The organism is Mesorhizobium sp. BR1-1-6 (genome assembly GCF_020165355.1).
In the GTDB taxonomy this organism is placed as follows: Bacteria; Pseudomonadota; Alphaproteobacteria; order Rhizobiales; family Rhizobiaceae; genus Mesorhizobium.
In genome coordinates this window covers 132,622-155,909 of the sequence record NZ_JAIUHZ010000010.1, presented here as the reverse complement: position 1 = coordinate 155,909, position 23,288 = coordinate 132,622, and the positions used below count along the sequence as shown (strand labels likewise).

At 60.9% G+C, this 23,288-nt stretch carries 21 protein-coding genes; 7 read left to right on the top strand and 14 right to left on the bottom strand.

What is annotated here, in order from left to right; translation table 11 throughout:
- Positions 1–72: 72 nt before the first annotated feature.
- The 5 genes from LB545_RS20080 to LB545_RS20060 all read right to left on the bottom strand — a co-directional run bounded on the left by LB545_RS20080 (position 73) and on the right by LB545_RS20060 (position 5,857).
- Positions 73–1,191 carry an acyltransferase family protein gene (locus tag LB545_RS20080; protein ID WP_224705707.1) on the bottom strand — a complete coding sequence of 373 codons (1,119 nt, stop codon included), beginning with the start codon at positions 1,189–1,191 and terminating at the stop codon, positions 73–75.
- 303 nt (positions 1,192–1,494) lie between these two features.
- Positions 1,495–2,643 (bottom strand): acyltransferase family protein, encoded by a 1,149-nt coding sequence (locus LB545_RS20075; protein WP_140498590.1) that lies wholly within the window; start codon positions 2,641–2,643, stop codon positions 1,495–1,497.
- A gap of 169 nt (positions 2,644–2,812) precedes the next feature.
- Positions 2,813–2,959: a hypothetical protein gene (locus tag LB545_RS20070; protein ID WP_181170927.1), complete on the bottom strand. Its 147-nt coding sequence runs from the start codon at positions 2,957–2,959 to the stop codon at positions 2,813–2,815.
- An 88-nt stretch (positions 2,960–3,047) separates the two neighbouring features.
- Positions 3,048–4,625 (bottom strand): glycosyltransferase, encoded by a 1,578-nt coding sequence (locus LB545_RS20065; protein WP_140498591.1) that lies wholly within the window; start codon positions 4,623–4,625, stop codon positions 3,048–3,050.
- Positions 4,622–5,857: a glycosyltransferase family 4 protein gene (locus LB545_RS20060; RefSeq protein WP_140498592.1), complete on the bottom strand. Its 1,236-nt coding sequence runs from the start codon at positions 5,855–5,857 to the stop codon at positions 4,622–4,624. Before LB545_RS20060 ends, LB545_RS20065 begins: the two co-directional genes overlap by 4 nt.
- Before the next feature lie 696 nt (positions 5,858–6,553).
- Between LB545_RS20060 and LB545_RS20055 the strand changes: the two genes are divergently transcribed.
- The 4 genes from LB545_RS20055 to LB545_RS20040 all read left to right on the top strand — a co-directional run bounded on the left by LB545_RS20055 (position 6,554) and on the right by LB545_RS20040 (position 10,181).
- Entirely contained in the window at positions 6,554–8,110 is a 1,557-nt protein-coding gene (locus LB545_RS20055; protein ID WP_224705705.1) for an FAD-dependent monooxygenase, read from the top strand.
- Positions 8,111–8,158: 48 nt separating this feature from the next.
- Positions 8,159–8,857 (top strand): DUF2161 domain-containing phosphodiesterase, encoded by a 699-nt coding sequence (locus tag LB545_RS20050; protein WP_224705703.1) that lies wholly within the window; start codon positions 8,159–8,161, stop codon positions 8,855–8,857.
- 45 nt (positions 8,858–8,902) lie between these two features.
- Positions 8,903–9,310 (top strand): DUF930 domain-containing protein, encoded by a 408-nt coding sequence (locus LB545_RS20045; RefSeq protein ID WP_140498595.1) that lies wholly within the window; start codon positions 8,903–8,905, stop codon positions 9,308–9,310.
- A gap of 184 nt (positions 9,311–9,494) precedes the next feature.
- Positions 9,495–10,181 (top strand): TerC family protein, encoded by a 687-nt coding sequence (locus tag LB545_RS20040; RefSeq protein ID WP_140498596.1) that lies wholly within the window; start codon positions 9,495–9,497, stop codon positions 10,179–10,181.
- 29 nt (positions 10,182–10,210) lie between these two features.
- Here the strand turns inward: LB545_RS20040 and LB545_RS20035 are convergent, their stop codons facing one another.
- Entirely contained in the window at positions 10,211–10,636 is a 426-nt protein-coding gene (locus LB545_RS20035) for a hypothetical protein (protein ID WP_140498597.1), read from the bottom strand.
- Positions 10,637–10,947: 311 nt separating this feature from the next.
- Between LB545_RS20035 and rimO the strand changes: the two genes are divergently transcribed.
- Together rimO and LB545_RS20025 are read left to right on the top strand one after the other, a co-directional pair.
- Positions 10,948–12,261: a 30S ribosomal protein S12 methylthiotransferase RimO gene (gene rimO, locus LB545_RS20030; protein WP_224705701.1), complete on the top strand. Its 1,314-nt coding sequence runs from the start codon at positions 10,948–10,950 to the stop codon at positions 12,259–12,261.
- A gap of 99 nt (positions 12,262–12,360) precedes the next feature.
- Entirely contained in the window at positions 12,361–13,467 is a 1,107-nt protein-coding gene (locus LB545_RS20025) for an acyltransferase family protein (protein ID WP_140818720.1), read from the top strand.
- Between the two features lie 46 nt (positions 13,468–13,513).
- Here LB545_RS20025 and LB545_RS20020 read toward each other — a convergent pair whose 3' ends face one another.
- The 8 genes from LB545_RS20020 to LB545_RS19985 all read right to left on the bottom strand — a co-directional run bounded on the left by LB545_RS20020 (position 13,514) and on the right by LB545_RS19985 (position 21,818).
- Positions 13,514–14,581 (bottom strand): BMP family ABC transporter substrate-binding protein, encoded by a 1,068-nt coding sequence (locus LB545_RS20020; protein ID WP_140686426.1) that lies wholly within the window; start codon positions 14,579–14,581, stop codon positions 13,514–13,516.
- A 51-nt stretch (positions 14,582–14,632) separates the two neighbouring features.
- Positions 14,633–15,553, bottom strand: a complete 921-nt coding sequence (locus tag LB545_RS20015; RefSeq protein WP_140561203.1) for an ABC transporter permease — start codon at positions 15,551–15,553, stop codon at positions 14,633–14,635.
- Positions 15,553–16,683 carry an ABC transporter permease gene (locus LB545_RS20010; protein ID WP_224705699.1) on the bottom strand — a complete coding sequence of 377 codons (1,131 nt, stop codon included), beginning with the start codon at positions 16,681–16,683 and terminating at the stop codon, positions 15,553–15,555. Before LB545_RS20010 ends, LB545_RS20015 begins: the two co-directional genes overlap by 1 nt.
- Entirely contained in the window at positions 16,680–18,257 is a 1,578-nt protein-coding gene (locus LB545_RS20005; protein ID WP_224705698.1) for an ABC transporter ATP-binding protein, read from the bottom strand. The genes LB545_RS20010 and LB545_RS20005 overlap by 4 nt, the downstream gene beginning before the upstream one ends.
- Positions 18,258–18,472: 215 nt before the next feature.
- Complete coding sequence (locus LB545_RS20000) at positions 18,473–19,450, bottom strand: quinone oxidoreductase family protein (RefSeq protein WP_224705697.1); 978 nt, start codon at positions 19,448–19,450, stop codon at positions 18,473–18,475.
- A gap of 27 nt (positions 19,451–19,477) precedes the next feature.
- Positions 19,478–20,296, bottom strand: coding sequence for a phosphatidylcholine synthase (gene pcsA, locus LB545_RS19995; protein WP_140498605.1), 819 nt, complete (start codon positions 20,294–20,296; stop codon positions 19,478–19,480).
- On the bottom strand, positions 20,293–20,907 hold the full coding sequence (locus LB545_RS19990; protein ID WP_140498606.1) for a DUF1326 domain-containing protein: 615 nt from the start codon (positions 20,905–20,907) through the stop codon (positions 20,293–20,295). Before LB545_RS19990 ends, pcsA begins: the two co-directional genes overlap by 4 nt.
- A 14-nt stretch (positions 20,908–20,921) precedes the next feature.
- The gene (locus LB545_RS19985; protein ID WP_224705696.1) at positions 20,922–21,818 is read right to left on the bottom strand and encodes a DUF2182 domain-containing protein; all 897 of its coding nucleotides are present in this window, start codon (positions 21,816–21,818) and stop codon (positions 20,922–20,924) included.
- 112 nt (positions 21,819–21,930) lie between these two features.
- Here LB545_RS19985 and LB545_RS19980 point away from each other — a divergent pair, with 112 nt between their 5' ends.
- Positions 21,931–23,145 (top strand): UbiH/UbiF family hydroxylase, encoded by a 1,215-nt coding sequence (locus LB545_RS19980; protein ID WP_224705695.1) that lies wholly within the window; start codon positions 21,931–21,933, stop codon positions 23,143–23,145.
- Positions 23,146–23,288 lie beyond the last annotated feature (143 nt).

Sequence of the window (23,288 nt, the reverse complement as noted above, 5' to 3'; positions counted from 1 at the left end):
CGCAGCGCTCGCCGTCCAAGCATCAGGAAGAGATCTGGCCTTGCGGAGCGGATTGTACGGCGGGATCGGTTGTTATGCTGCCGGTACTGCTGCGGGCGCCACTGACGCGCGCGATGCGGTCAGCAACCGCCCCAGCTTGATGCCGCCCTGTTCGAACCATGTTTCCGAAAAGCTTGCGAGCGGCAGCGTGAGCAAGGTTGTTGCAAGACCAAGAATGATTCCCATCTCCAGGGGATGGGTTTCACTGAGACCAATGTCCTTGATGAGCGCGCCAACAACCCACATCACCGGGACATTCAGGAGATAAAGGCTGAAGCTTACGCGACCAAGGAACCGCGAGGTTCGGGTGTTGAGGACGTCGTAAAACAGCCCGGCTTTCGCATGGTAGGCCGAATAAACCAAGCAGCAGGCTAGCATCACTTGGCTTATGGTGGCCGTTGTCGAATGCAGGGGAACGACCAACCGGGCGAGCAGAAAGAAGGCCACAGCGATCCAGATTGCTTGCTCGTTGAGCGCCGACGCCTTGGTGTCGGCCAACAGCACACCCGCCATGAACGCGAACAGCACCGCCGACATATTGGGTAGGCTCAGCGTTAAAAATGGAGCTTCGATCGCTGTGATCGAAATAGCCAAACAAACGGCTGTACCTATAATGCCCCACCTTGCGCCAATAAAGAACGCCAGCAACACAAAAGGAATTGCCAGCACTTCCGCCTGCAAGGTCCATGTGGCTCCCCGTACCGTGATACGTCCCAAGGTGGCGTTGACCAACACGGAACTGAGGTCTGCCGCCGCTGCCAAGTGAGGACTGCCCGCAAACCACGGAACATTGGTCAGCGACACCCCCAATACAAAGCAAAACGCCATGCAGAAGATCACCGCGGGATACAGGCGGCACAGCCGTCGAACGATGAACTTGCAGCAGATCGACCACGCCGGCCCGGCCGTCCGGGCAAGTGAGAGCTTGAGGACAAAGCCGCTCAGCACGAAGAACAGGAGCACGGCGCTTTGCCCGTTTGAGACGGTGAGCGCGACCTTGGTTGCTATGTCTCTGAAAGAGCCCAGACTTTGAGCGGGAGGGTCAAGGACGGCAATCGTCGAGGCGCTTTGATCGAGAATGGCGTGGTAGAAAACCACAGCAACCGCAGCCACGCCACGAAGGCCATCCAGCGCGGAACTGCGCTCGCTCATGAAAATCATGCCCCCGGGAAAACTGGAATACTTTTACATTTGCTACTATTGATGTCAACTTACTAATTTAGCGCAGCTGACGTCCTATTTCGACGGCACGTATACAAGGATAAGGCGATGGAAACTTAACTGAAAGCCTGGAGCGGTCGGCTCTGAAAACATGACAGGAGTAGGCACCATCCATGTGTACCGTCGCCGCAATCTTGGTCTGCTTGGTCTGGACGGTTTTACCTACCGATCGTCGAGCTGCGCCACCTGATAGGGTACTGAGGCGCTGGAGCTTGAATGCCTTCCGCAGCCGAGCTAAGCAGCGGCGGGGAGAGAGTTGGCGGGAACCGGCTCGATGTCTGGCAACCGGGAAACGATCGGCAGGCGCAAACGGGCCGCCAGGCGCTTGCCGAGATTATGGCCGGGCGTCTCAACGACTACATGGAGCACCCACGCCAGTCCGGTTGCGCCGGCTGTGATGATGATCAGGCTCAGCCACGCCTTTACGCCAAGATCGATCAAGACGCGCAGGCCGGCATAACCGGCGACGCCATGAATCACATAGAGCGGATAGCTGATGTCGGCGAAGAAGTCGCCGACACGGGTCCGTTGGAAAAGTTGCGAGAAGCTGGCGGCAAAGGCGAAAACCAGCACAGCGAAACCATAGGTCCACGCCATCGAAGCAAGGCCGGGCATCGCCTGTCCGAGCAGAATCGAAAACCCGAAAAACAAGCTTGCACTGAGAAACAATGACCGTTCGGCGGTGAGCGCGCCAACGTGCAGATAGTGAAAAACAACTCCGATGAACATGAAGATCAGGAATGGAATCGGCAGGACCGCGATCTGGCCGTAACCGTTCCTGATCATGTAAAACTCACCCAAGGCTAGCGCCGCGGGGATCGCGAAAACCCAGATCGAGCCGCGCCGAAACAGCGCAATGCCAAGAGCACAGACCAGATAGAACTTAATCTCGATCTCTAGCGTCCAGACGACCCCGTCGATGCTCGGCATCCCGAAGAACTCACGAAGCCCCGGCAGATAAAGAATGGAGACTTCGCTGATGCTGAACGGCCATTGAACACCGAAATATCGCCCGACCAGCCAGATCGACAGAATGGTGATCGAAAACCCGGTCATGTACAGCGGGATGATTCGAAAAAGGCGCCCGACGAGAAATCCCTGCCAGGTCATATTGCGAAGCGAAAAAGGGATGACGAAGCCACTCACCAGAAAGAAGAGCGCGACGCCGAACGCACCCCAATTGAACTGAGGCACTGTCGTATGAAGCCAGCGCAGGTACGTCGGAAATGCAAAGTGCTCCGGCAGCACGGGCGCGTGGGCCAGGCTTGCGACAGCATCGCGCAACGTCCAGAAATTGTAGGTATAATGCGCGATCAGGACACAGAGGGCCGCAATGCCTCGCAACGTGTTTGCGAAGTCGACCCGCGATGTGCTCCTGTCCATAATAGCCTCGTTGCCCCCGACATTGCTTCCACATGCCAAACGGGACCGAATGCAAAGTTGCGACCGCATCCTGTCAAAATGTTCACAGGCCATGGGAAAAGGACGTTTTTTGTGAAATCACAGAGAATGGCCTAAGCTTGGAACATCTTTCGCCAGTGATCCAGCATCTTTAAAGCAAGTACATTTTTGGGTGACGGGTTTTTGGGGCAACGGCGACATCGGCGGCAAAGTTGAATGCAGCGGAAAGTGCCTGTTTCCCATCTTCTCCCGTTTTCAGCTTCCTCAACTGGCCGGCCATTACCAGCTGAATAGCCATTAATTCCGCTTGCATACTGACCATCTGCTCATGGTACGCGTTGAGCGCAGCCCCGACCTTGTCGCTTTCGGACCCTTGCCGTCGCTCTTCATTTTGCCTCGACAGACCGCATCAGGTCCAAATACTCGTCGGCCACCTTCGACCAGGTTCGGGCTGACAGGACTTCAAATAACGGGCGCTGCGCCTGGAAAAGCGTTTCCCTGTTGTCTAGACCCCAAAGGACTTTGCGCAGCATGTCCTCCCGGTCCTGCGGGTCGAAAGTCATGATATCGAGCAGCTTCCGGTCCTTCAAAAGCTCCGTCACAACTGGGATACGGCTCATCACGGATGGTGTTCCCACCGAATAAGCCTCGGAGAAAGTAAACGGAAAGCCACCCTCGAATTGGGTTGGTGTTACGGAAAGGGCCGACAATCTGTACAGCGCGGCCAGCACATGGTTGGGGACGGCGGGCAAGGAAATGACATCCCGTTGCAAGCCGCGATTATCGATCATGTCGCGGATCCTCTGGACCTGGCCAACTCTGCCCGTGAGCACGAGCTTCACCGGCCTATAGTGCTCCCGGAGAACCCTTTCAAAGACTGAGATCAAGCCTTCAATGTTCTTGTGCGGCCGGACTTGAGACGAATAGAAAAGAAATTTCACATCATCGAATTTGAAGCCATTCAAATAGCTGGGTAGGCTGTCTTCTTTCTTCTTCATATATTGGTGCAGGATGTCCAAGGCGCCTCGCCTTGTTTTGTCTCCGCGCTCGATCGAAGCCATATCTACGAAACCGTGGCGAATGACCGATACATGATCGGGATCAACACCATGCCGATTGACGATATGAGTCGCCTTTACGTGATCGCTATAGGTGATAAGGCGATCCGCGCCAGCGATACTCTGCGAGATTCGATGGTGCGCTCTCAGATCGGAGGGGCTGATGAACTGTGCCGGGTGCTCATAGAAAACGATGTCCGGTGCGGCCATGACGACCTTGCCCTGAAGCTTTGACGTCTCCGGCCAGAACATCGAAGGCACATACCAGACGTCGATGTCGCGGCGGCGGTTGAGCAGCCTGACCAGCCTGTTTAGTTCCGCTGCCCGAACGGTGTCGAGCGGGCCGACAGCATTGAGCAGGTAACCCCACCTGATCAGCAACCAGTTCTTGGCCCTGTAAAACCGACCGCTCCTCACCCTCCGCAGCAATCGTTTTGCCGCGTAGAGGCCAGCCACGATGACTGCGGAAAGCAGCACTGGCAACGCCATGATCACAATGAGAAAAGCCAGCAAAACGACGCCGAGCAGAAATACGAATATGGAAGAATTCGAGAGCCAGCGCACAACGAGGCTGACCCCATCAACCAAAAGATTGAACACCCGCTTTCGTTTTAATTTGGCCGGCCGCTTGATCGCCCCTGGGGAAAACCAGGTTTTGATCCTCCACAATTTTATCAGATACGGCTCGCCTTTTGTCGTGACTATATCGACAGACCCGGGCGGCACTCCTGCGTCATCGAGAAGGTTGATGATGTCTGTCTTCAGCCATCCCGGCCCCGCAACGGTGACTGCTATTTCCCCTGAATTCACAGCGCCCCGGATGATGAACCCGAGCAGCCTGGTAATGCCCTCATGCGGCACGAGTTGCCTCGGTGTGTATCCGAGAAAGATCCCCATTTTCTTCATGCCGAGATCCCCTTGAGCATACGCCAATAGTCCGACGCGTAGTGCTGCCAGGTGTGCTTCGACAGCGCCTCTCGACTGGGTAGCTTGGCACGCAGAGGCCCGGCCGCGCGTTCCATCGCCTTTAGAGACGCGGCCATTTTCGGCGCTGAGCGGGCATTGAAAAACTCTATCGGAATTGCGAACCGCTCACCGATGTATCGCATTTGTGGATAGCCGCTTGAGAGAGAGGGTGTCCCCAGCCATGCGGCTTCTGCGACTGCGAAAGTCCCGTTGTCGTATATGGTCGGATGCCAAAGAAACGCCGCGCCGGTCACAGTCGCGGCGTATGCGGCGTCGGAAAGCTCCCCAACGAATTCGACATTCCGTCTGATCGATGAAGACGAGCGGATCTTTTTCTGAATTTCCTGAATATAGGGGATATTCCGGAACCAGTCCGGAGCGTCCTCATTGTCCGGGTTCATATAATCGGAGAATGGCCCCATGACCTTCAAGCGCAGTTTGCCCCCAAGCAGGTCGTAATATTCCATGAGCGCATCGAACGCCCGTAAATGATTCTTGTGCTTGGTAGTGTTGGTGGGCCACACGAAGTAGCCCTCTCCCTTTTTCTTTGATGGAGCTTTTCCGGAAAGGGGCGTGGGATCGAAATCCATCGGCGCGAGATGGACCCTGGTCCGCGGAACCCCGACATAAGAAATCACATCTTCAGCTGTTTGCGGCGTCGTTGTAATTACCGCGCTTGCCTGCCTAACTGTCTGCAAGAACGGTAGGTCGTAGCTTCCGCTCGCATTGCCTTCGAAAATCTCAGGCACATAGCGCTGGATGTAGTCCGTGGCAAAGACGACATAGGGACGAATCGGGGCAAGTGGTTTATTGGTGCGATCAGAAACAACGAGCCAAAGATCGGAATCCGCGAAGTTCTTAATGCCGTCGATGGGCATCTGGTAGATATCAAACGGCAAATCCACCGTTCGGCCCTGGTTAGCATTAGCGATGTGGATTGCCTCTGGTGAGACATCGGACCACTCGAACTCCACAATATCGACGCCGTCCTCTAGGGCATCGGTGAAATTGGCCGCCAGGTCGTACACCCCGGCGAGAACACCAATCCTCACTTTGCACGGCTCACCGGCACGCTGGCTGCCCGCTCGGATCATACGCGCTATGGTTTTGGTGACCCGTAGCGAGCCCCCCCGATACGGGAAAGGTAAGATGATGGTGATGTGCTTGAGCAATGTCTGCCGTCTCGCCCCTGAAAAGATGTGGCTCTATAGCGCGGGGAAGATTGCACAGACAACCTGTATTGCTGTTTGCAATGACGCAACGCGCCACATGACGGCAATCGCTCTTACGGATTTGTATAGGCAGTGTTGCTTCTCAGCCGGCTGACACGTTTATCAGTCCGGCTGATGGCGTGCCACCAGTAGGCGCACCGACAGCCACGCCGCCCGGTACCTGTGTGGGAGCTTGCCGTATCCGATGTGCCAGGTTCAAAAGCAGGCGGCTCTGCCGGCGTCTCAAAGATGAAAGCCATCCGCCGTCAGGAAGCCCTTAGGGTTGTGCCACGGGAATGGTGCCCGGAATGCCATTCCATTCAAGCCGACCGACGGCGAAATTGCCATGAGACGAGCGAATCGGACAACATCGGGCGTTTCATCGGATCTAGCCTGAGCGGCCATGATTCCGTTCGGCGTCGGCCGCAACCCCGTCTGTTGCGGATAGCTCACCGCAACGCTATAGAGCCGCTGTCGGAAAAGGCAGACTTGGTTTGGTAAGCCCAAGTCCTTTCGGTAACGAAAGCTCTGGTCTTTGGCCTCCTGCAGGAGATCCCCACGACGAACATCGGACGCTTCTCTCGCGTCCAATCGTTCGTCCGTGTGGTTCTCAAATCCGAGGAACGCTCCGGTCGAACATCGACAAAGGAGCAGTTCATGCACAACCGCCATCTCGATTCCCATGATGTAGTAATCGCTGGTGCAGGCCCTGTCGGTCTGTTCCTCGCCTGTGAGTTGCGCCTCGCCGGCCTCTCGGTGCTGGTGCTGGAGCAAGCCGAAGACCCGCACTCCCCGTTGAAGCAGCTTCCGTTCGGGCTGCGCGGCCTCTCGGTGCCCACCATCGAAGCCCTCTACCGTCGCGGTCTGCGGGACGACATCGTCGCTCCACAAAGTGCGAGGGATGGGACGGGCAACGGTGGCGCTGCGACTGGCGCGCACTGGCTGAATCAACCGCGCCGTCCGGGCGGCCATTTCGCAGGTATCCAGTTCTTCCACGATGCCATCGACGCCGCGAAATGGCCCTACCGCCTGCCAGGTTCGGCCACCGCCGCAATCGCGGTCGAAATGGCGCATCTCGAATCAGTCTTGGCCGCGCGCGCAATCGCAATGGGAGTCGAGATCAGGCGCGGCTTCGGTGTCGAGGATTTCGATCAGACGCATCAAGGCGTGACCGTTCGCGCCGGCGGTGAGATTTTTCGGGGATTTTGGCTCGTCGGCTGTGACGGCGGGCGCAGCACGGTGCGCAAGGCCGGCGACTTCGCGTTCGTCGGTACCGATCCGGAATTCACAGGCTATTCCGTTCAGATCGAAATGGCCGACCCGGACAGGCTCACGCCCGGCCGCCACTACACGCCGACCGGCATGTACACTTATCAAAGACCCGGTACTGTCGCGATGGTCGAGTTCGATGGTGGGGCTTTCCACCGAACCCAGCCAATCACCTGCGACCACGTGCAGGCGGTTTTGCGCCGAGTATCCGGCGCGGACCTCACGCTGACGGCCCTCAAACTCGCCGCCACCTGGACGGATCGCGCCCACCAGGCAACGACCTACCGCAAGGGACGAGTGCTGCTTGCCGGCGACGCCGCGCATATCCATTCTCCCTTGGGCGGCCAGGGTCTCAACCTCGGGCTCGGCGACGCGATGAACCTTGGCTGGAAGCTGGCCGCCACCATCCGCGGCGACGCGCCGGACGGTCTGCTCGACAGCTATGTCAGCGAACGCCATCCGGTCGGGGCGCAAATCCTCGACTGGTCGCGCGCCCAGGTCGCGCTCATGCGGCCAAGCCCGGCAACGCGCGCGCTCGAAACCATCATCCGTGACCTGATCGACACGCGCGACGGCGCGACATACTTCGCCGAACGGGTATGGGGTATTTCTCTTCGCTACGATCCTGGCAGCGGCCACCGGCTGGTCGGGCGCAGTGTTCCCGATTTCGAGCTGATCCAAGGAAGAAAAATCGGCGGGCTCCTCAGCCCGGGCAAGGGCCTGTTCCTTGACTTTGACGCTCGCCCATCGCTTGAAGCGCTTGCAGGCCGCTGGGGCGACCGGATCACCTACGTCGCCGGTAAGGCCAAGGATCAACTGGGCCTGAGCGCCGTGCTCGTGCGCCCCGATGGCTTCGTGGCCTGGGCCGCTGGGGATGACCCCAACCCGGAGGAAGCCGCTCAAGCCGCATCACGATGGTTCGGCGGACCCCGGAAAGGCATGTAGGCCTGCTCCCGAGGCTTTTCGTGCCGAATCGGCTAAGCCTTGGGGCCTATGAACGAAACCTCACTCTACGCGCCGGTGAAGCGGTTTCTCGAAAGCCTGGATTTTGCCGTGAAGGGCGAGATCGGCGGCTGCGACATTGTCGCGCTGCGTGAGGGGGAGCCGCCCGTCGTCGTCATTTGCGAGTTGAAGCTGGCGTTCAATCTCGAACTGGTGCTGCAAGGCGTCGACCGCGCGACCGCCTGCGACGAGGTGTGGCTGGCCGCGCGCATGTCGGCCAGGGGCAAGGGACGCGAGAGCGACGCCCGGTTCCGCAATCTTTGCCGCCGGCTTGGCTTCGGCCTGCTCGGCGTAACGGCGAGCGACCGGGTCGAGGTGCTTCTGAGCCCGGTCACCGTCACGCCGCGCAAGAACCCACGGCGCCGCTCGCGGCTGGTCGACGAACATCGCCGGCGCCGCGGCGATCCGGTCGCGGGCGGGGGATCGCGCAATCCCATCATGACAGCATACCGCCAAAGCGCCCTCGCCTGCGCCGCGGCATTGGCCGACGGGCCCAAGCGCCCGCGCGATCTCAAGGCGCTGACGCCGCTTGCGCCGAAAATCCTGCTGCACAATGTCTATGGCTGGTTCGCGCGCGTCGACCGCGGCGTCTACGATCTGACCGACGCCGGCCGTGCCTCGCTGATGCGTTGGCCGCACCCGTCGCACGATGAATCCCGACACGGGATTTTGAACGCGCCGAGTGGCTGAGCGCGGGACAACGCCGGGCCCTTTGGTTGATTTTTCAGACAAAATATGCTGCTTGTCCCGCCCATGAAGACACTCTGCACGACGGTCATGGCGTTCTTGACCCTGGCTTTTCCGGCCAACGCCATGGACAGCGCCTTGCGCGCAGGCCTCCTGAAACTCGACCCGCAAACCCGCCTCGAACAGCGCTGCGACGCTGAAGTTCTCGACCGGATCACCCATGACGACCGCAAGTACAAGGCGGATCGGGTGGTCGCTTACGCCTTTGCCACGCCGGTCATGAGCGACGACGCCATCAAGAGCCCGGGAGCCGCCTTCCGCAGCAAGGGGCAATGGTACCGGCTGAAATTCAAGTGCGAGACGGCGCCGGACCATATGGAGGTCTTACAGCTCCGCTACCGCATCGGCGACGAAATTCCGGAGACCGACTGGGCAAAATACAATCTCTACGATTAGGTTTTTCATTGCCGTTTCGACTCGCTTGCCGTGATTGTCGAATCCCCTCAATGGCGCCGCTGCAACGAAAGCGGTTTTGCGGCGTTGCCCGAAGCGATGTCTTGACGGCAAGGAACCATGCCTTTAGGGCGGGCTGGGCGATCGACAACGAACACTCGGCGAACAGGCAAGGGCTTCCAGGTCGATGGAAATATTTACTGCCGCAGGCTTATCGGCCCTTTTTCAGGTAATCGCGATCGATCTTGCGCTGGCTGGGGACAACGCCATCGTCATCGGCCTTGCGGCGGCCGGCTTGCCGGCCAGTCAGCGCAAACGGGCCATTCTGGTCGGCATCATCGCGGCCACCGTCCTTCGCATTTTCTTCGCCCTGATCACGCAATGGCTGCTGACAATTGGCCCCATGCTCCTCATCGCCGGCGGCCTGCTGCTGCTTTGGGTATGCTGGAAGATGTGGCGGGAGCTGGGTGTCAGCCACGAGCAGGAGCGCGACGCGACCGAAGCGCTGTCGAATGGCGATTTCGACAAGGATGGGACCATCGCCGGCAAGTCGCCGCGCAAGACCTTCTCGCAGGCCGCGTGGCAGATCGTCATTGCCGACGTCTCGATGTCGCTCGACAATGTCCTGGCCGTCGCGGGTGCGGCCATGAACCATCCGACGGTGCTGATCATCGGCCTCGCTCTGTCGATTGCGCTGATGGGCTTCGCCGCGTCCTTCGTCGCGCGCCTGCTGCACAAATACCGCTGGATCGCCTATATCGGCCTGCTGATCATCCTTTACGTCGCCGTGAAGATGCTTCTCGACGGCGCCGTGCAGCAGTTTCCCGACCAATTCGCTTTCCTGGCGCCGTGGTTCGGGTCGAGCGGCCACTGAGCTGGAGCCCTTGCGCCCGCCGATGTTGGTCAGTTTGAAATTGCAGCATAGTGGTTCATTCTAATTGGAATTGAACCGGTGCCCATCGGCGCGAAGAAGCACGTCCACCTATATCGCTGGTAAGGATCAAACTTCATATGGGGAATGATCGTTCGATAAAACGTCATTAGACGCTCGCAGATGTGGTATCGATCATCGGGCGCAGCCTGGACACGTTCTCTCGGGATAAACCACTCTGCTTCTTGTGGCTCATTCAAGTAGGTAGGGTGCAGCCTGACAAAATAGCCGTCTTTGGTCATCCTGACATCGTTGGAATCGATGGGGCGGCAATCCTTGTTTCCGCAGCAGTCATAGTGAAGAACGGGATCGGTCTTGCCCGTATACCAACCGTGTGCGTCCGCATCGCCGGGCAGCACAAGCCACGCCAATGCAATATGTCCTAGCAACTGTTTCATGGGACTAGCCCCTCACCATTCTGCCTATAGCATATTAGTGAGTCCTAATCATAGCGCTGAAAGTCGCGTTGACTGGCTGCCATTACCCGGCAATTCGCTTTAAGAGCCGCGAACCAACGGCTTTCGGCTTCTTCGCTTCGATCTGCACAACGAGATCGCCGATGTCGCAGAGCTTGCCTGTTTGCCTGTTCGGGCGAGCCGTGCTATTGCGCCGCCCGAATTGAGCTCCCGCCAGAGCCGTGCAAACCGTTATATGTCGAGACTTCGAGCCGGATCAGCGTTTCCGGTTCATGTCCATTGGAACCTTGCCCATGTCCGCCCCGCGCGTCAGCTTCGTCAGTCTCGGATGCCCCAAAGCCCTGGTGGATTCCGAACGCATCATCACGCGCCTGCGCGCCGAGGGCTATGAGATCGCGCGCAAGCATGACGGTGCCGATCTCGTCGTGGTCAACACCTGCGGCTTCCTCGATTCCGCCCGTGATGAATCGCTCAACGCCATTGGTTCGGCGCTTTCGGAGAACGGCAGGGTCATCGTCACCGGCTGCCTGGGCGCCGAGCCCGATGTCATTCGCGAGAAGCATCCCAACGTTCTCGCCATCACCGGTCCGCAGGCCTATGAGAGCGTCATGGCGGCCGTGCACGAGGCTGCGCCGCCGAGCCATGATCCCTATATCGATCTGCTGCCGCCTCAAGGCGTCAAGCTCACGCCGCGCCACTATGCCTATCTCAAGATTTCGGAAGGCTGCAACAATCGCTGCACCTTCTGCATCATCCCGGCGCTGCGCGGCGACCTTGTCTCGCGGCCGGCGGCCGATGTGCTGCGTGAAGCCGAGAAACTGGCCAAGGCCGGCGTCAAGGAACTCCTCGTCATCTCGCAGGACACCAGCGCCTACGGCATCGACATCAAATACCAGGCCAGCATGTTCGGTGATCGTGAAGTGCGGGCGAAATTCCTCGATCTATCCGAGGAACTGGGCAAGCTCGGCATCTGGGTGCGCATGCACTATGTCTACCCCTACCCGCACGTGGCCGACGTCATCCCGCTGATGGCCGAGGGAAAAATCCTTCCCTACCTCGACATCCCCTTCCAGCATGCGTCGCCGCAGGTGTTGAAGAACATGCGCCGACCGGCACATGGCGAAAAGACGCTCGAGCGCATTCGCGGCTGGCGCGATGTGTGTCCCGACCTCGCCATCCGCTCGACCTTCATCGTCGGCTTTCCCGGCGAGACCGACGAGGATTTCGAGATGCTGCTCGACTGGCTGGACGAAGCGAAGATCGATCGCGCCGGCTGCTTCAAATATGAACCTGTACGGGGCGCGCGCTCCAACGAACTCGGCCTTGAGCAGGTGCCGCAGGAAATCAAGGAGGCGCGCTGGCACCGCTTCATGCAGCGCCAGCAGAAGATCTCGGCGACGCAATTGGCCAAGAAGGTCGGCAAGCGCCTGCCGGTGCTGATCGACGAAGCGCATGGCACATCGGCCAAGGGCCGCACCAAATACGATGCGCCTGAGATCGATGGCTCCGTCCATATCCAGTCGCGCCGCCCGCTGCGCGCCGGCGACATTATCACCGTCAAGGTCGATCGCGCCGACGCCTATGATCTCTACGGTTCGGCCGTCTGAGGACCACGATTTACCACATTTCGCGATAGTTCCGGCCATTTACCCTGTTTGGCCGCCGCCTGCCTTATGGTTTCCGGACCGTAAACGCAGGAACTCAGGATGGACCCCAGACCTGTCCGCCAGGATTATATCGCGACGCTGGACCTGTTGAGGCTGGCGGCGGCGCTGGCCGTTGTGCTGTTTCACTATTTCTTCCGCGGCGCGGCTGCCGACGGCTTTCTCACGACGGGCTATCCTCATGCCGCTCCACTCGCTCTGTACGGCTATCTCGGCGTCAATCTTTTCTTTCTGATCAGCGGTTTCGTCATCGCATGGTCGGCGGAAGGCGGCGGCTGGGAAGAATTCGCCGTCGCGCGTTTCGCGCGTCTATATCCGGGCTTTCTGCTCTGCATGACGATAAGCTTCGCGGTTATCGCCTTTTCCGGCACGCCGCTGCTCCCAGCCTCCTTCAGCCAGTATCTCGCCAATCTCACAATGTTCGCGCCGGCCGTCGGCCAACCTTTCATGGACGGCGTCTACTGGTCGGTCGTGCTTGAAGTGGTTTTCTACGGCTGGGTGACGCTGGCCCTGATTGCCGGCGTTTTCCAGCGATGGAAATTGGGGCTGATCCTCGGCTGGCTGGCGATCTCGGCGGTCAATGAACTCTTGCTCGGCAGCGGCGCGGCGCGGCTTCTGTTTCTCACCGAGTTCGGGCCGTTCTTCGCCGCCGGCATGCTGGTCCATCATCTCCACGCGCATGGTCGCTCAGTGCCGGCCTTGCTGTTGCTGGCGGCGGCCTTCGTGCTCTCCAGCTATACGCTATCGGTGACGCAACAGTGGATGATCGGGCATTATGGCATTGCGGTCTCGTCCGCCCATCTCGTGGCCGCCAACCTAGCGATGCACGCGGCGCTGATCGGCGCTGTCCTGCTGCGCGACCGGATCAGACCGTCGCCGCTCACGCTGGCTCTCGGCGGGCTGACTTACCCGCTTTACCTTCTTCACCAGAATGCCGGCTATCTCTTCATCAACGCCTTGACGCCGCTGGCCGGCAAATGGGTTGCAGCGTGGACCTGCGTGGCGCTCATGGTTTTGGTGTCGTGGGCGATCTGGCGCTATTTCGAGCGGCCGGTGCAGCGTTGGCTCAGGATCCGGCTCAGTCTCGTGGTGGACGCCGGCCTGGTGCGGTTTCGCCATGTCTCGGTGGCCGCGCAAGCCGCCGAATGAGAAAGGGCGCCGCGCGGCGCCCTTCCCTGACGAACGTACGTAGAGCTTATTGCGGCAGCTTGTCGTCGACGCCCTTGACGTAGAAATTCATGCCGAGCAGCGTGCCGTCATCGGCGACCTCGCCGTCCTTCAGCCATGGCGAGCCGTCCTGCTTGGCGATCGGTCCGGTGAAGGGATTCCAGCCGCCGGCAATTTTCTTTTCGGTCGCCTCGGCCATTGCCTTCACGTCGTCGGGCATATTGGTGTAAGGCGCGAGCTTCACCGCGCCGTCCTTGATGCCGAGCCAGACATTGTCGGGCTTCCAGGTGCCGTCGATCGCTGCCTGAACCCGGCTGGTGTAATAAGGTCCCCATTCGTCGGTCAGCGAGGTCAACTGCGCGTTCGGCGCGAACTTGATCATGTCGGAGGACTGGCCGAAGCCGTGCAGCTTGCGCTCCTCGGCCACCTGCAGGGCCGCGGTCGAATCCGTGTGCTGGACGATGATATCGGCTCCCTGGTCGAACAGGGCCTTGGCCGCGTCGGCTTCCTTGCCCGGATCGAACCAGGAATTCACCCAGACGATCTTGGCCTTGAAATTCGGATTGATCGACTGCGCGCCGAGCATGAAGGAGTTGATGCCCATCACCACTTCCGGGATCGGGAAGGAGACGATGTAGCCGGCGACGCCGGACTTCGATTCCTTGGCCGCGATCTGACCGAGCACATAGCGGCCTTCATAGAAGCGCGCATTGTAGATGCCGAGATTGTCCGCCGTCTTGTAGCCGGTGGCGTGCTCGAACATCACCTTGGGGAACTTCTTGGCGACCTTCACTTCGGCGTCCATGAAGCCGAAGGACGTGCCGAAGATGATCTTGCAGCCTTCGCGCGCCAGCCGCTCGAAAGCACGGTCGGCATCGGGGCCTTCGGAGACGTTTTCAAGATAGGCGGTCTCGACCTTGTCGCCGAGCGCCTTTTCGACTTCGAGGCGGCCCTGGTCGTGCTGGTAGGAATAGCCGAAGTCGCCGATAGGGCCGGTATAGACCCAGCATGCCTTCAGCTTGTCGGCGGCCTCCGCGGACGCGACCAGCGAAAATGCCGCTGTCGTCGTCATCAGGGCAATAAGCAGTTTTTTCATCGTGTTACCTCTCTGAGTTAAGCCTTGGAGCTTCCCGTCTTGTTATTGTTGTCAACGATCCGGAACGAATGGCTGCCCCAAGGAAGCCGGTGTGTTCATCATCGTCAGACGCTTGTTGCGCGAGATTAGAACGAGAACCACGACCGTCGCCAGATAGGGCAACGAAGAAAGCAGTTGCGAAGGCACCGGAATGCCAAAAGCCTGTGCATGAAGCTGGCCGATCCACACCGCGCCGAAGATATAGGCGCCCGCCAGCACCCGCCACGGCCGCCAGGACGCGAACACCACCAACGCAAGCGCGATCCAGCCGCGGCCCGCGCTCATGTTCTCGACCCACTGCGGCGTGTAGACCAGCGACAGATGGCCGCCGGCAAGACCGGCGCAGGCGCCGCCGAAGATTACCGAGAGATAACGGTAGCGGATGACCTTGATGCCGAGCGCATGCGCCGAGGCGTGGCTGTCGCCGATCGAGCGCAGCGTCAGCCCGGTGCGCGTCCTGAACAGGAACCACATCACCGCCGCCGTCAGCGCGATCGAGATGTAGAACAACGGATCCTGGCCGAACAGCAGTCTGCCCACCACCGGGATGGAGCTGAGCCCGGGAATATCGAGATTGGGCAACCTGACGCCGGGCTGGCCGACGAAACTGGTTCCCATCATGCCGGAGAGGCCGAGGCCGAGCAGTGTCAGCGACAGGCCGGTCGCCACCTGGTTGGTGGCCAGCGACAGCGTCATGACGGCAAACAGCAGCGAGAACAGCGCGCCCATGGCGATGGCCGCCAAGAGCCCGATCCAGGGCGAGCCGGTCAGATAGCCTGCGCCGAAACCGCCGACGGCGCCCATGATCATCATGCCTTCGACGCCAAGGTTGAGCACGCCGGAGCGTTCGACCACCAGTTCCCCGATCGCCGCAATGAGCAGCGGCGTCGCCGCCGTGGCGATGGTCAGGAGGATGTTGACGGTGATGTCCATCAGCGGGCTTCCTTCAACTTTGGCGCGGCCTCGAGCTTCGCGGCACTCTCCGATTTGGTCAGCGCCAGACCGATCAACCGGATGCGGTAATGGATGAGCGTGTCGCAGCCGAGCACGAAGAACAGCAGCATGCCCTGGAACACGCGCGCCACCTTGTCGGAGATGCCGAGCGCGCTTTGCACCGCCTCGCCGCCGAGATAGGTCAGGGCCAGCACCAGGCCCGCCGCGACGATGCCGAGCGGATTGAGCCGGCCAAGGAACGCCACGATGATGGCGGTGAAGCCGTAGCCGGGCGAAATGACGGGCTGAAGTTGCCCGATGGCGCCGGAAACTTCCGATATCCCGGCAAGCCCGGCCAGGGCGCCCGACAACAGGAAGGCGAAGAAGACCATGCGGTTGAGGCCGAAGCCGGCGAAGCGCCCCGCCCTCGGGCTGGAGCCGAGCACGCGAACCTCGAAACCCTTGAGCATGCGGCTCATCATCAGCCACACCAGCACCGCCGCGACCAGCGCGAACACGAAGCCCCAATTGGCGCGGCCGGCATCCGGCATCAGTTCCGGCAGGATGGCGGAATTGCCGAATTGGATGGTCTGCGGGAAGCCATGGCCCTGCGGGTCGCGCCAGGGTCCGCGCACCAGCCAGTCGAGGAAGAGCTGTGCGACGTAAACCAGCATCAGGCTGGTCAGGATCTCGTTGGTGCTGAAGCGGGTTTTCAGAAATGCGGGGATAGCCGCGTAGGCGGCACCGCCGACCATGCCCAGCAGAAGCATCAGCGGCAGCACCAATGGGCCCTCGAACCCAGGAAACAGCACCGGAACGGCCGAGCCGAAGATGGCGCCGAAGATGAACTGGCCTTCGGCGCCGATGTTCCAGATGTTGGCCTTGTAGCAGACCGACAGGCCGACCGCGATCAGGATCAGCGGCGCCGCCTTGATCGCCAGCTCGTGCAACTGCCAGACCTGGCTGACCGGCTCGATGAAATAGATGTTGAACGCGCTGAACGGGTTGACCCCGAGCAGCGCGAACATGATGCCGCCCGCGATGATCGTCAGCGCGAAGGCGATGAATGGCGACAGCATGGAAAACAGCGCCGAGCGCTGCGGCCGTTTGACGAGTTCGAGGCGCATCATGCCGTCTCCAGCGTGTGTTCGGCGTGGCCTGGTTCGGCACCGCCCATCAGCAGGCCGATTTTTTCGAAGGTCGCCTCGGCGATCGCCAGCGGCCTGGACAGTTCGCCATTGTGCATCACCGCGATCGCATCCGATATCTCGAACAGCTCGTCGAGATCCTGGCTGATGACCAGCACCGCCGATCCGCTACGGGACAGTTCGATGAGTGCCTGGCGGATATGGGCGGCGGCGCCTGCATCGACACCCCATGTCGGCTGGTTGACCACCATGACGTCAGGCCTGCGGTCGAGTTCGCGGCCGACGATGAATTTCTGGAGATTGCCGCCGGACAGGGCTGCCGCCTCCGGATCGGGCGCGCTCTTGCGCACGTCCATCGCCTCGATGATGCGCTGGGCCGCGGCGTAGACGGTGCCGCTCTTGACCATTCCGCCCGTGCCCACAAAGGTCTTGTCATCGGTGGCATGGCGCGACAACAGCAGGTTTTCCGAGAGTTTCATGCGCGGCGCGGCGCCATGGCCGAGGCGCTCCTCCGGCACGAAGGCTGCACCCAGCAGCCGGCGCCCGGTGATGCTGAGGCTGCCCGCATCCTTGCCGCGAATGCGCACCGAGGCGGCATCCGGCTGCAGGACTTCACCGGAAACGGATTCGAAGAACTCGCCCTGGCCGTTGCCCGCGACACCGGCGATGCCGATCACCTCGCCGGCGCGGACGGTGAGATTGATATTCTTGAGCGGGATCGAAAACGGCGTCGCCGGCTTGCGGCTGAGGCCGCGGATTTCGAGCAGGGACTGTGCCGTTTCGATGCCCGCGACCGGCGCGCGCACCACGGCCTGCACTTCGTTGCCGACCATCATGCGGGCCAGCGACGAGGCTGTTTCCTCGCGCGGATTGCAGTGGCCGACCACCTTGCCGTGCCGCAGCACGGTGGCGCGGTCGCAGATGCGTTTGACCTCCTCCAGCCGGTGCGAGATGTACAGGATCGATTTGCCTTCCGAGCGCAGACGTTCGAGCGTCTCGAACAGCTTGTCGGCCTCCTGCGGCGTCAGCACCGAAGTCGGCTCGTCGAGGATGATGAGCTGCGGCGTCTGCAGCAGGCAGCGGATGATCTCGATGCGCTGGCGCTCGCCCACCGACAGGTCGCCGACCAGCGATTCCGGATCGAGCGGCAGGCCATAGCTGTAGGAAAGCGCCCTCGCCTTGGCCGCGATGCTGCTGATCGGCGAACCGTCATCCAGGGAAAGCGCGATGTTCTCGGCCGCCGTCAGTGCCTCGAACAGCGAGAAGTGCTGGAATACCATGCCGATGCCGAGCTTTTTCGCGACGCCCGGGCTGGTAATTCGGACGGCCTGGCCATTCCAGAAGATCTCGCCGGAATTGGGTTCCAGCGAGCCGAACAGCATCTTGACCAGCGTCGACTTGCCGGCGCCGTTCTCGCCGAGCAGCGCGTGGATCTCACCCTTGGCGATGTCGAGGTCGACATGATCGCACGCCGTCAGCGTGCCGAAAATCTTGGTAAGGCCGCGAACCTCAAGCAGATTCGCTCCGTTATGATTTGCACTCACAGTGCCTCCCATCCGGGTTCCCGGATATGTTCTGTGTTCCCGCAAGCATCGTATGCGCGGCCAGCTCCCATGCGAAAGCAGCACTCGACTTGAAAGAGCTTCAAGAATTTCAGCGGAAACTCAAGGGCAAAGATCAGTCTTCTTCGCGCAACCACGCGGCGGGCCGGCTTTTCGTGCAAACCTTGCCCAGACCTGCGGCAGAGAGCTGAAAACCAGGGCAGTTCCCGTCAGGGAACCAGTATGGTCGTGCCCGTGGTGCGGCGGCCTTCGAGATCCGCGTGCGCCTTGCCCGCGTCCTTCAGCGCATAACGCTGGTTGATCTTGATCTCGACGGCGCCGCTGAGCACGACCTCGAACAAAGCCGCCGCCGAGGCGTCCAGATCCTCACGTTTTGCATTGTAGACGAACAACGTCGGTCTTGTGGCGAACAAGGAGCCTTTCTGCGCCAGCAGCGACATCGAGAATGGCGGGATCGGTCCCGACGATTGGCCGAAGCTGACGAACATGCCGAGCGGCTTCAGGCAGTCGAGCGAGGCCGGGAATGTGTCGTTGCCGACGGAGTCGTAGACGACGTCGCATTTTTTGCCGTCGGTTATGGCCGCGACGCCGGCGACGAAATCCTGCTCCTTGTAGTTGATGACATGGTCGAAGCCGTGTGCCTTGGCGAGTTCGATCTTGTCGTTCGAACTTGCCGTGCCGATAACGGTCGCGCCCAGATGCTTCGCCCATTGGCCGAGAATGAGCCCCACGCCGCCGGCTGCCGCATGGAACAGGATGGTGTCGCCTGCCTTGACCTTGAAGGTCCGGCGCAAGAGATATTCGGCGGTCATGCCTTTCAGCATCATTGCTGCCGCCTGCTCGTCGCTGATGCCGTCCGGCACCTTGACGACCTTGCTGGCATCGATGACGCGCTCCTGCGCATAGGCGCCTGTGGTGACGGCATAGGCGATCCGGTCGCCGGGCTTCAGCCAGTCAACGCCCTCGCCCACAGTCAGGACCAAACCGGCGGCCTCGCTGCCGGGAATAAGCGGAAACCCGCCGGGCGGCGGATAGAGACCGGAGCGATGATAGACGTCGATGAAATTGAGCCCGATTGCCGTGTGCCTGACCAGGATCTGCCCTGATCCCGGTTGGCCGGGATCGGTGTCCTCATAGGTCAGGACTTCCGGACCGCCATGGGCGTGGATGCGGACTGCTTTGGGCATGGTGGGTTTCCTTGAGAAATGGGCCGATCAGGCTTTTTTGGCACCGAGATTTGGAAAGAACTGCATGATGCCGCCGATACAGGCGAGATAGAGCCCGGTAACGGTAATGCCAATCTTTATGAAGGTGCTGACCTGCGCACCCAGCACGCCGATCTGGTCATAGAAGGCGGCGAGTGCCGCTTGCGCAAGCGCAAGCGCGCCGAAAGCGCACCACAAAAGAGTCATTGCGAGATTGATGCGCCGCAGCCGCACCACCCTAACCGGATGGATGAAGTTGATCGGAACGAATGTCAGGATGCCCGCCACCACGACCACCGCGAACGAGACCCATTGTCCCGGCTCGATGACGAAGAGCGTGAACACCACCATGTTCCAGACAACGGGGAATCCCTTGAAGAAATTCTCCTTCGTCTTCATGCCGGTGTCTGCATAGTAGATCGCGCTGGACACCACGATGATGGCCGCCGACAGGAACGACAGGCCCTCGCCCATGAAGCCGCGCTGATAGAGCGCGAAGGCCGGGATCAGAACATAGGTGACATAGTCGATGATGTTGTCGAGGAGCTCGCCCGACCATGTTGGCAGGATTTCCTTGACCTCGAGCTTGCGCGCGATCGGCCCGTCTATGCCGTCGACGAACAGCGCCAGCCCCAGCCACCAGAACATGGCCGTCCAGCGCTCCTCGCTCGCCGCCACCAGCGACAGGAAGGCCAGGAACGAACCCGAGGCGGTCAGGAGATGCACCGAAAAAGCGCGCGCCTGCGGCCAGGTGACTTTCTTCTTCGGCCGCGGAATCCGGTCGGCGATTTTCTTGGCGGCTTTCCTGGCCGTTGTGTTCTTGCTCACGGGCCCTGCCAGTCCAGCTTGCAGATTTCGGCTGAACGGCCGCCGAAATTCCAGTTGCGACCAAAGGCTCGCATCTTGCTCTTGTCGGACTTGGCCACGATGATCTCCGGCGCGATCCAATATTCCGAATTGCTGATCACCGTGTCCTTGTCGCGGTCCTTGCCGACAATTGGCGTGACCGCCCCATCGATGATCTTCGGTATCTGGAAGATACGCGTCTTGTCGCGTGTCTCATAGGTAATCGGCACTTGTTCGACACCGAGGAATTTGCCGACGAGGATCGAAAGCAGCGACGTCGTCCCGCCCGCCTTGCCGGTGAAAATCTTCGTCAACGCCTTGACTGCATAGATCGAGGCTCTGACGTCGATGAACAGGCCGGCGGTCCAGTTGCCGCGGCTCATATAGCCGGGAATTTCCATGATCAGCCCGAGATTAAGGCCTGACAGGTCGACCTCTCCGAAATGACCGGCATCGATACGGAAACCCGCCCAGGTCTGGCAATAGCCTTCGGTCGGAGGATGGCTGCCCAGCGACAGCACGCAAGGGCAAAAAACCGTGCAATTGCAGGAGAGTACGAGCTCCCCCTTCATTGCCCAGCTCGGATCCGTCATCGAGTTTCCCCCACTCATAGCGAGACTACTAGCAGCGCGGCTGCCCAGACAAGCAGTATCGCACCGGCCAGCCGGGTTGGAAGCCTGCTCGCGGCTTGTTTTTCGATCAGGGTGAACAGGCCGATCAGCGCCATCCAGAAGACGTTCATCACGCCCACGGCGAACATCACCAGCATCAGTGCCCAGCAACAGCCAAGGCACCAGATGCCTTGCGCGACGCCGAGCCGGAAAATGGCTGCAGGCCGCGCGCTCCAGTTGGAAAACAGAATCGCGAAGGGGTTCCTGCATTTCTTCAGGCAGGCCTCCTTCAGGCCACTGAACTGGTAGAGGCCGGCGACCAGCAAGGCGACAGCGCCGGCAATGCCCAGAACCGGATCGAACATCTGGCCTGACGAGGCGAACGCATCGATGGCGAGCGTCAGCGCCGCAAACCCAGCCGACGCGGCCAGCCATGTCGAGAGATAGCCGGCGACCAGCACCAGCGGATGGACGACCGGCTCATGCCTGATCCGGGCCGTATCGGCGATCTCGCAATAGGTTCGGATCATCGGTGCCGCCGAGGGCAGCATCGTCGCGGTCGCCATCAGGAACCACATTGCCGTCAGCGCACCGGCGCGCGGGCCGATATCTCCGTCCAGGGGCGCGGCCGAGAGGCAGAGGGCGAAGAACCGGGCCAGCGAATCGGGCAACGGCAGCTGCGGCAGGGTTTTCAACAAGGCGTCGCCGGGAGCGCCGATACCCGCGGCGCGTCCCTCCGCGGCGCGGACCGCCATTGCGGCCAGGGACAGCCAGGCAAGCAGGATGCCGGCGCCGACAACGAGGTTCACCGTCAAACGCGGGTTGCGTGCGATATCGGCCGTCGCACGGCCTGCGCTGTCGAGATGGCTGAAGTCGTCCTGGCGGCCGGTCATGACCTTCGAATGGGCCGAATCGCCCCGTTGATCAAGCCATATGACCTGACCTATATGCTCATCGAGTGGCGGGGCGCGTGCGCTGCCCCGCATCGCAAGCCGGAAGTCGATCTTGGAGCATCAGAAAACAGCACGGATACTCATCGCCGGCACGGGGCCGGCAGGGCTGATCGCCGCGCTCGGTTTCGCCGATGCCGGCTTTCCGGTGACGCTCGTCGGGCCGGAGGCATCCGCTCCCGATGGCCGCACGACGGCACTGATGAACCCTGCCTTGAAGGTGCTTGAGCGGCTGGGCGTCCTCGCCGACATCAAGCCGCAGGCCGCGCCCCTCAAGGTGATGCGCATCGTCGACGCGACCAACCGGTTGATCCGCAGTCCGGTCGTCACCTTCCGCGCCAGCGAGATCGACGAGGATCAGTTCGGGCTCAACCTGCCCAATAGCGTCCTCATTCCCGCGCTCGCCGGCAGGGTTGCCGCGCATTCCGGGATCGCGTGGCTGACATCCATGGTCGATGCCTGGCATCTCGGCGCCGATAAGGCTCGCGCGGCCCTTGCCGACGGCAGCGTGATCGAAGCATCCTTGGCTGTTGCCGCCGACGGACGCCTGTCGCCGGCGCGCCAGGCGGCGGGCATCTCGACCGCCGCGCGGACTTATCCCCAGGCAGCGCTGGTGCTCAACTTCTCCCACAGCCGCGATCATGCCTTCACCTCGACCGAGTTCCATACCGAAACCGGTCCGTTCACGCAGGTTCCGCTGCCCGGCAACCGCTCGAGCCTGGTCTGGGTGGTCAAGCCGGAAACCGCCACGGAACTCGCCGCGCTGGATGATGCGACGTTGTCGCTGCGGGTCGAGCAGCGGATGCAGTCCATGCTGGGCCGGGTGATGGTCGAGCCAGGCCGGCAGGTCTACCCACTCGCAACGGCGACGCCGCTGCGTTTTGCGCGCGACCGGGTGGCGCTTGTCGGCGAAGCCGCCCACGTATTTCCGCCGATCGGCGCGCAAGGGCTCAATCTTGGCATTAGGGATATCGATGATCTTATTGGAATCGCGAATGAAAATTATGAAGACCCAGGGGCCGCGAAAGCGCTCGCCATCTATGACTTCAAGCGCCGGCCCGATATTCTGGCGCGCAGCAGCGCGGTCAATCTACTGAACATGTCGCTGCTTTCCGACCTGCTGCCGGCGCAGATGGCGCGCGGTGCCGGGCTCGGCGTGCTTGGTGGTTTTGCACCGCTTCGCGCTTTCTTCATGCGCGAAGGGCTCCGTCCCGGCAGCGGGTTTGCGGCGCTTGGCGGTGGCTTGGGAAAGCAAGCGCGCCAGCAGTGAGCTTGCGAACACATTTGCTGCCGGCAGGCATCGATGGCCGGCAACTCGCCCACAATCTTTGCTCCGTATCACACGCAGCTTGAGGACGCTCAAAGCTTCGGGATTGAATTGATTCGGAGTCTGCGCCAAATAAAGCTAAGGAA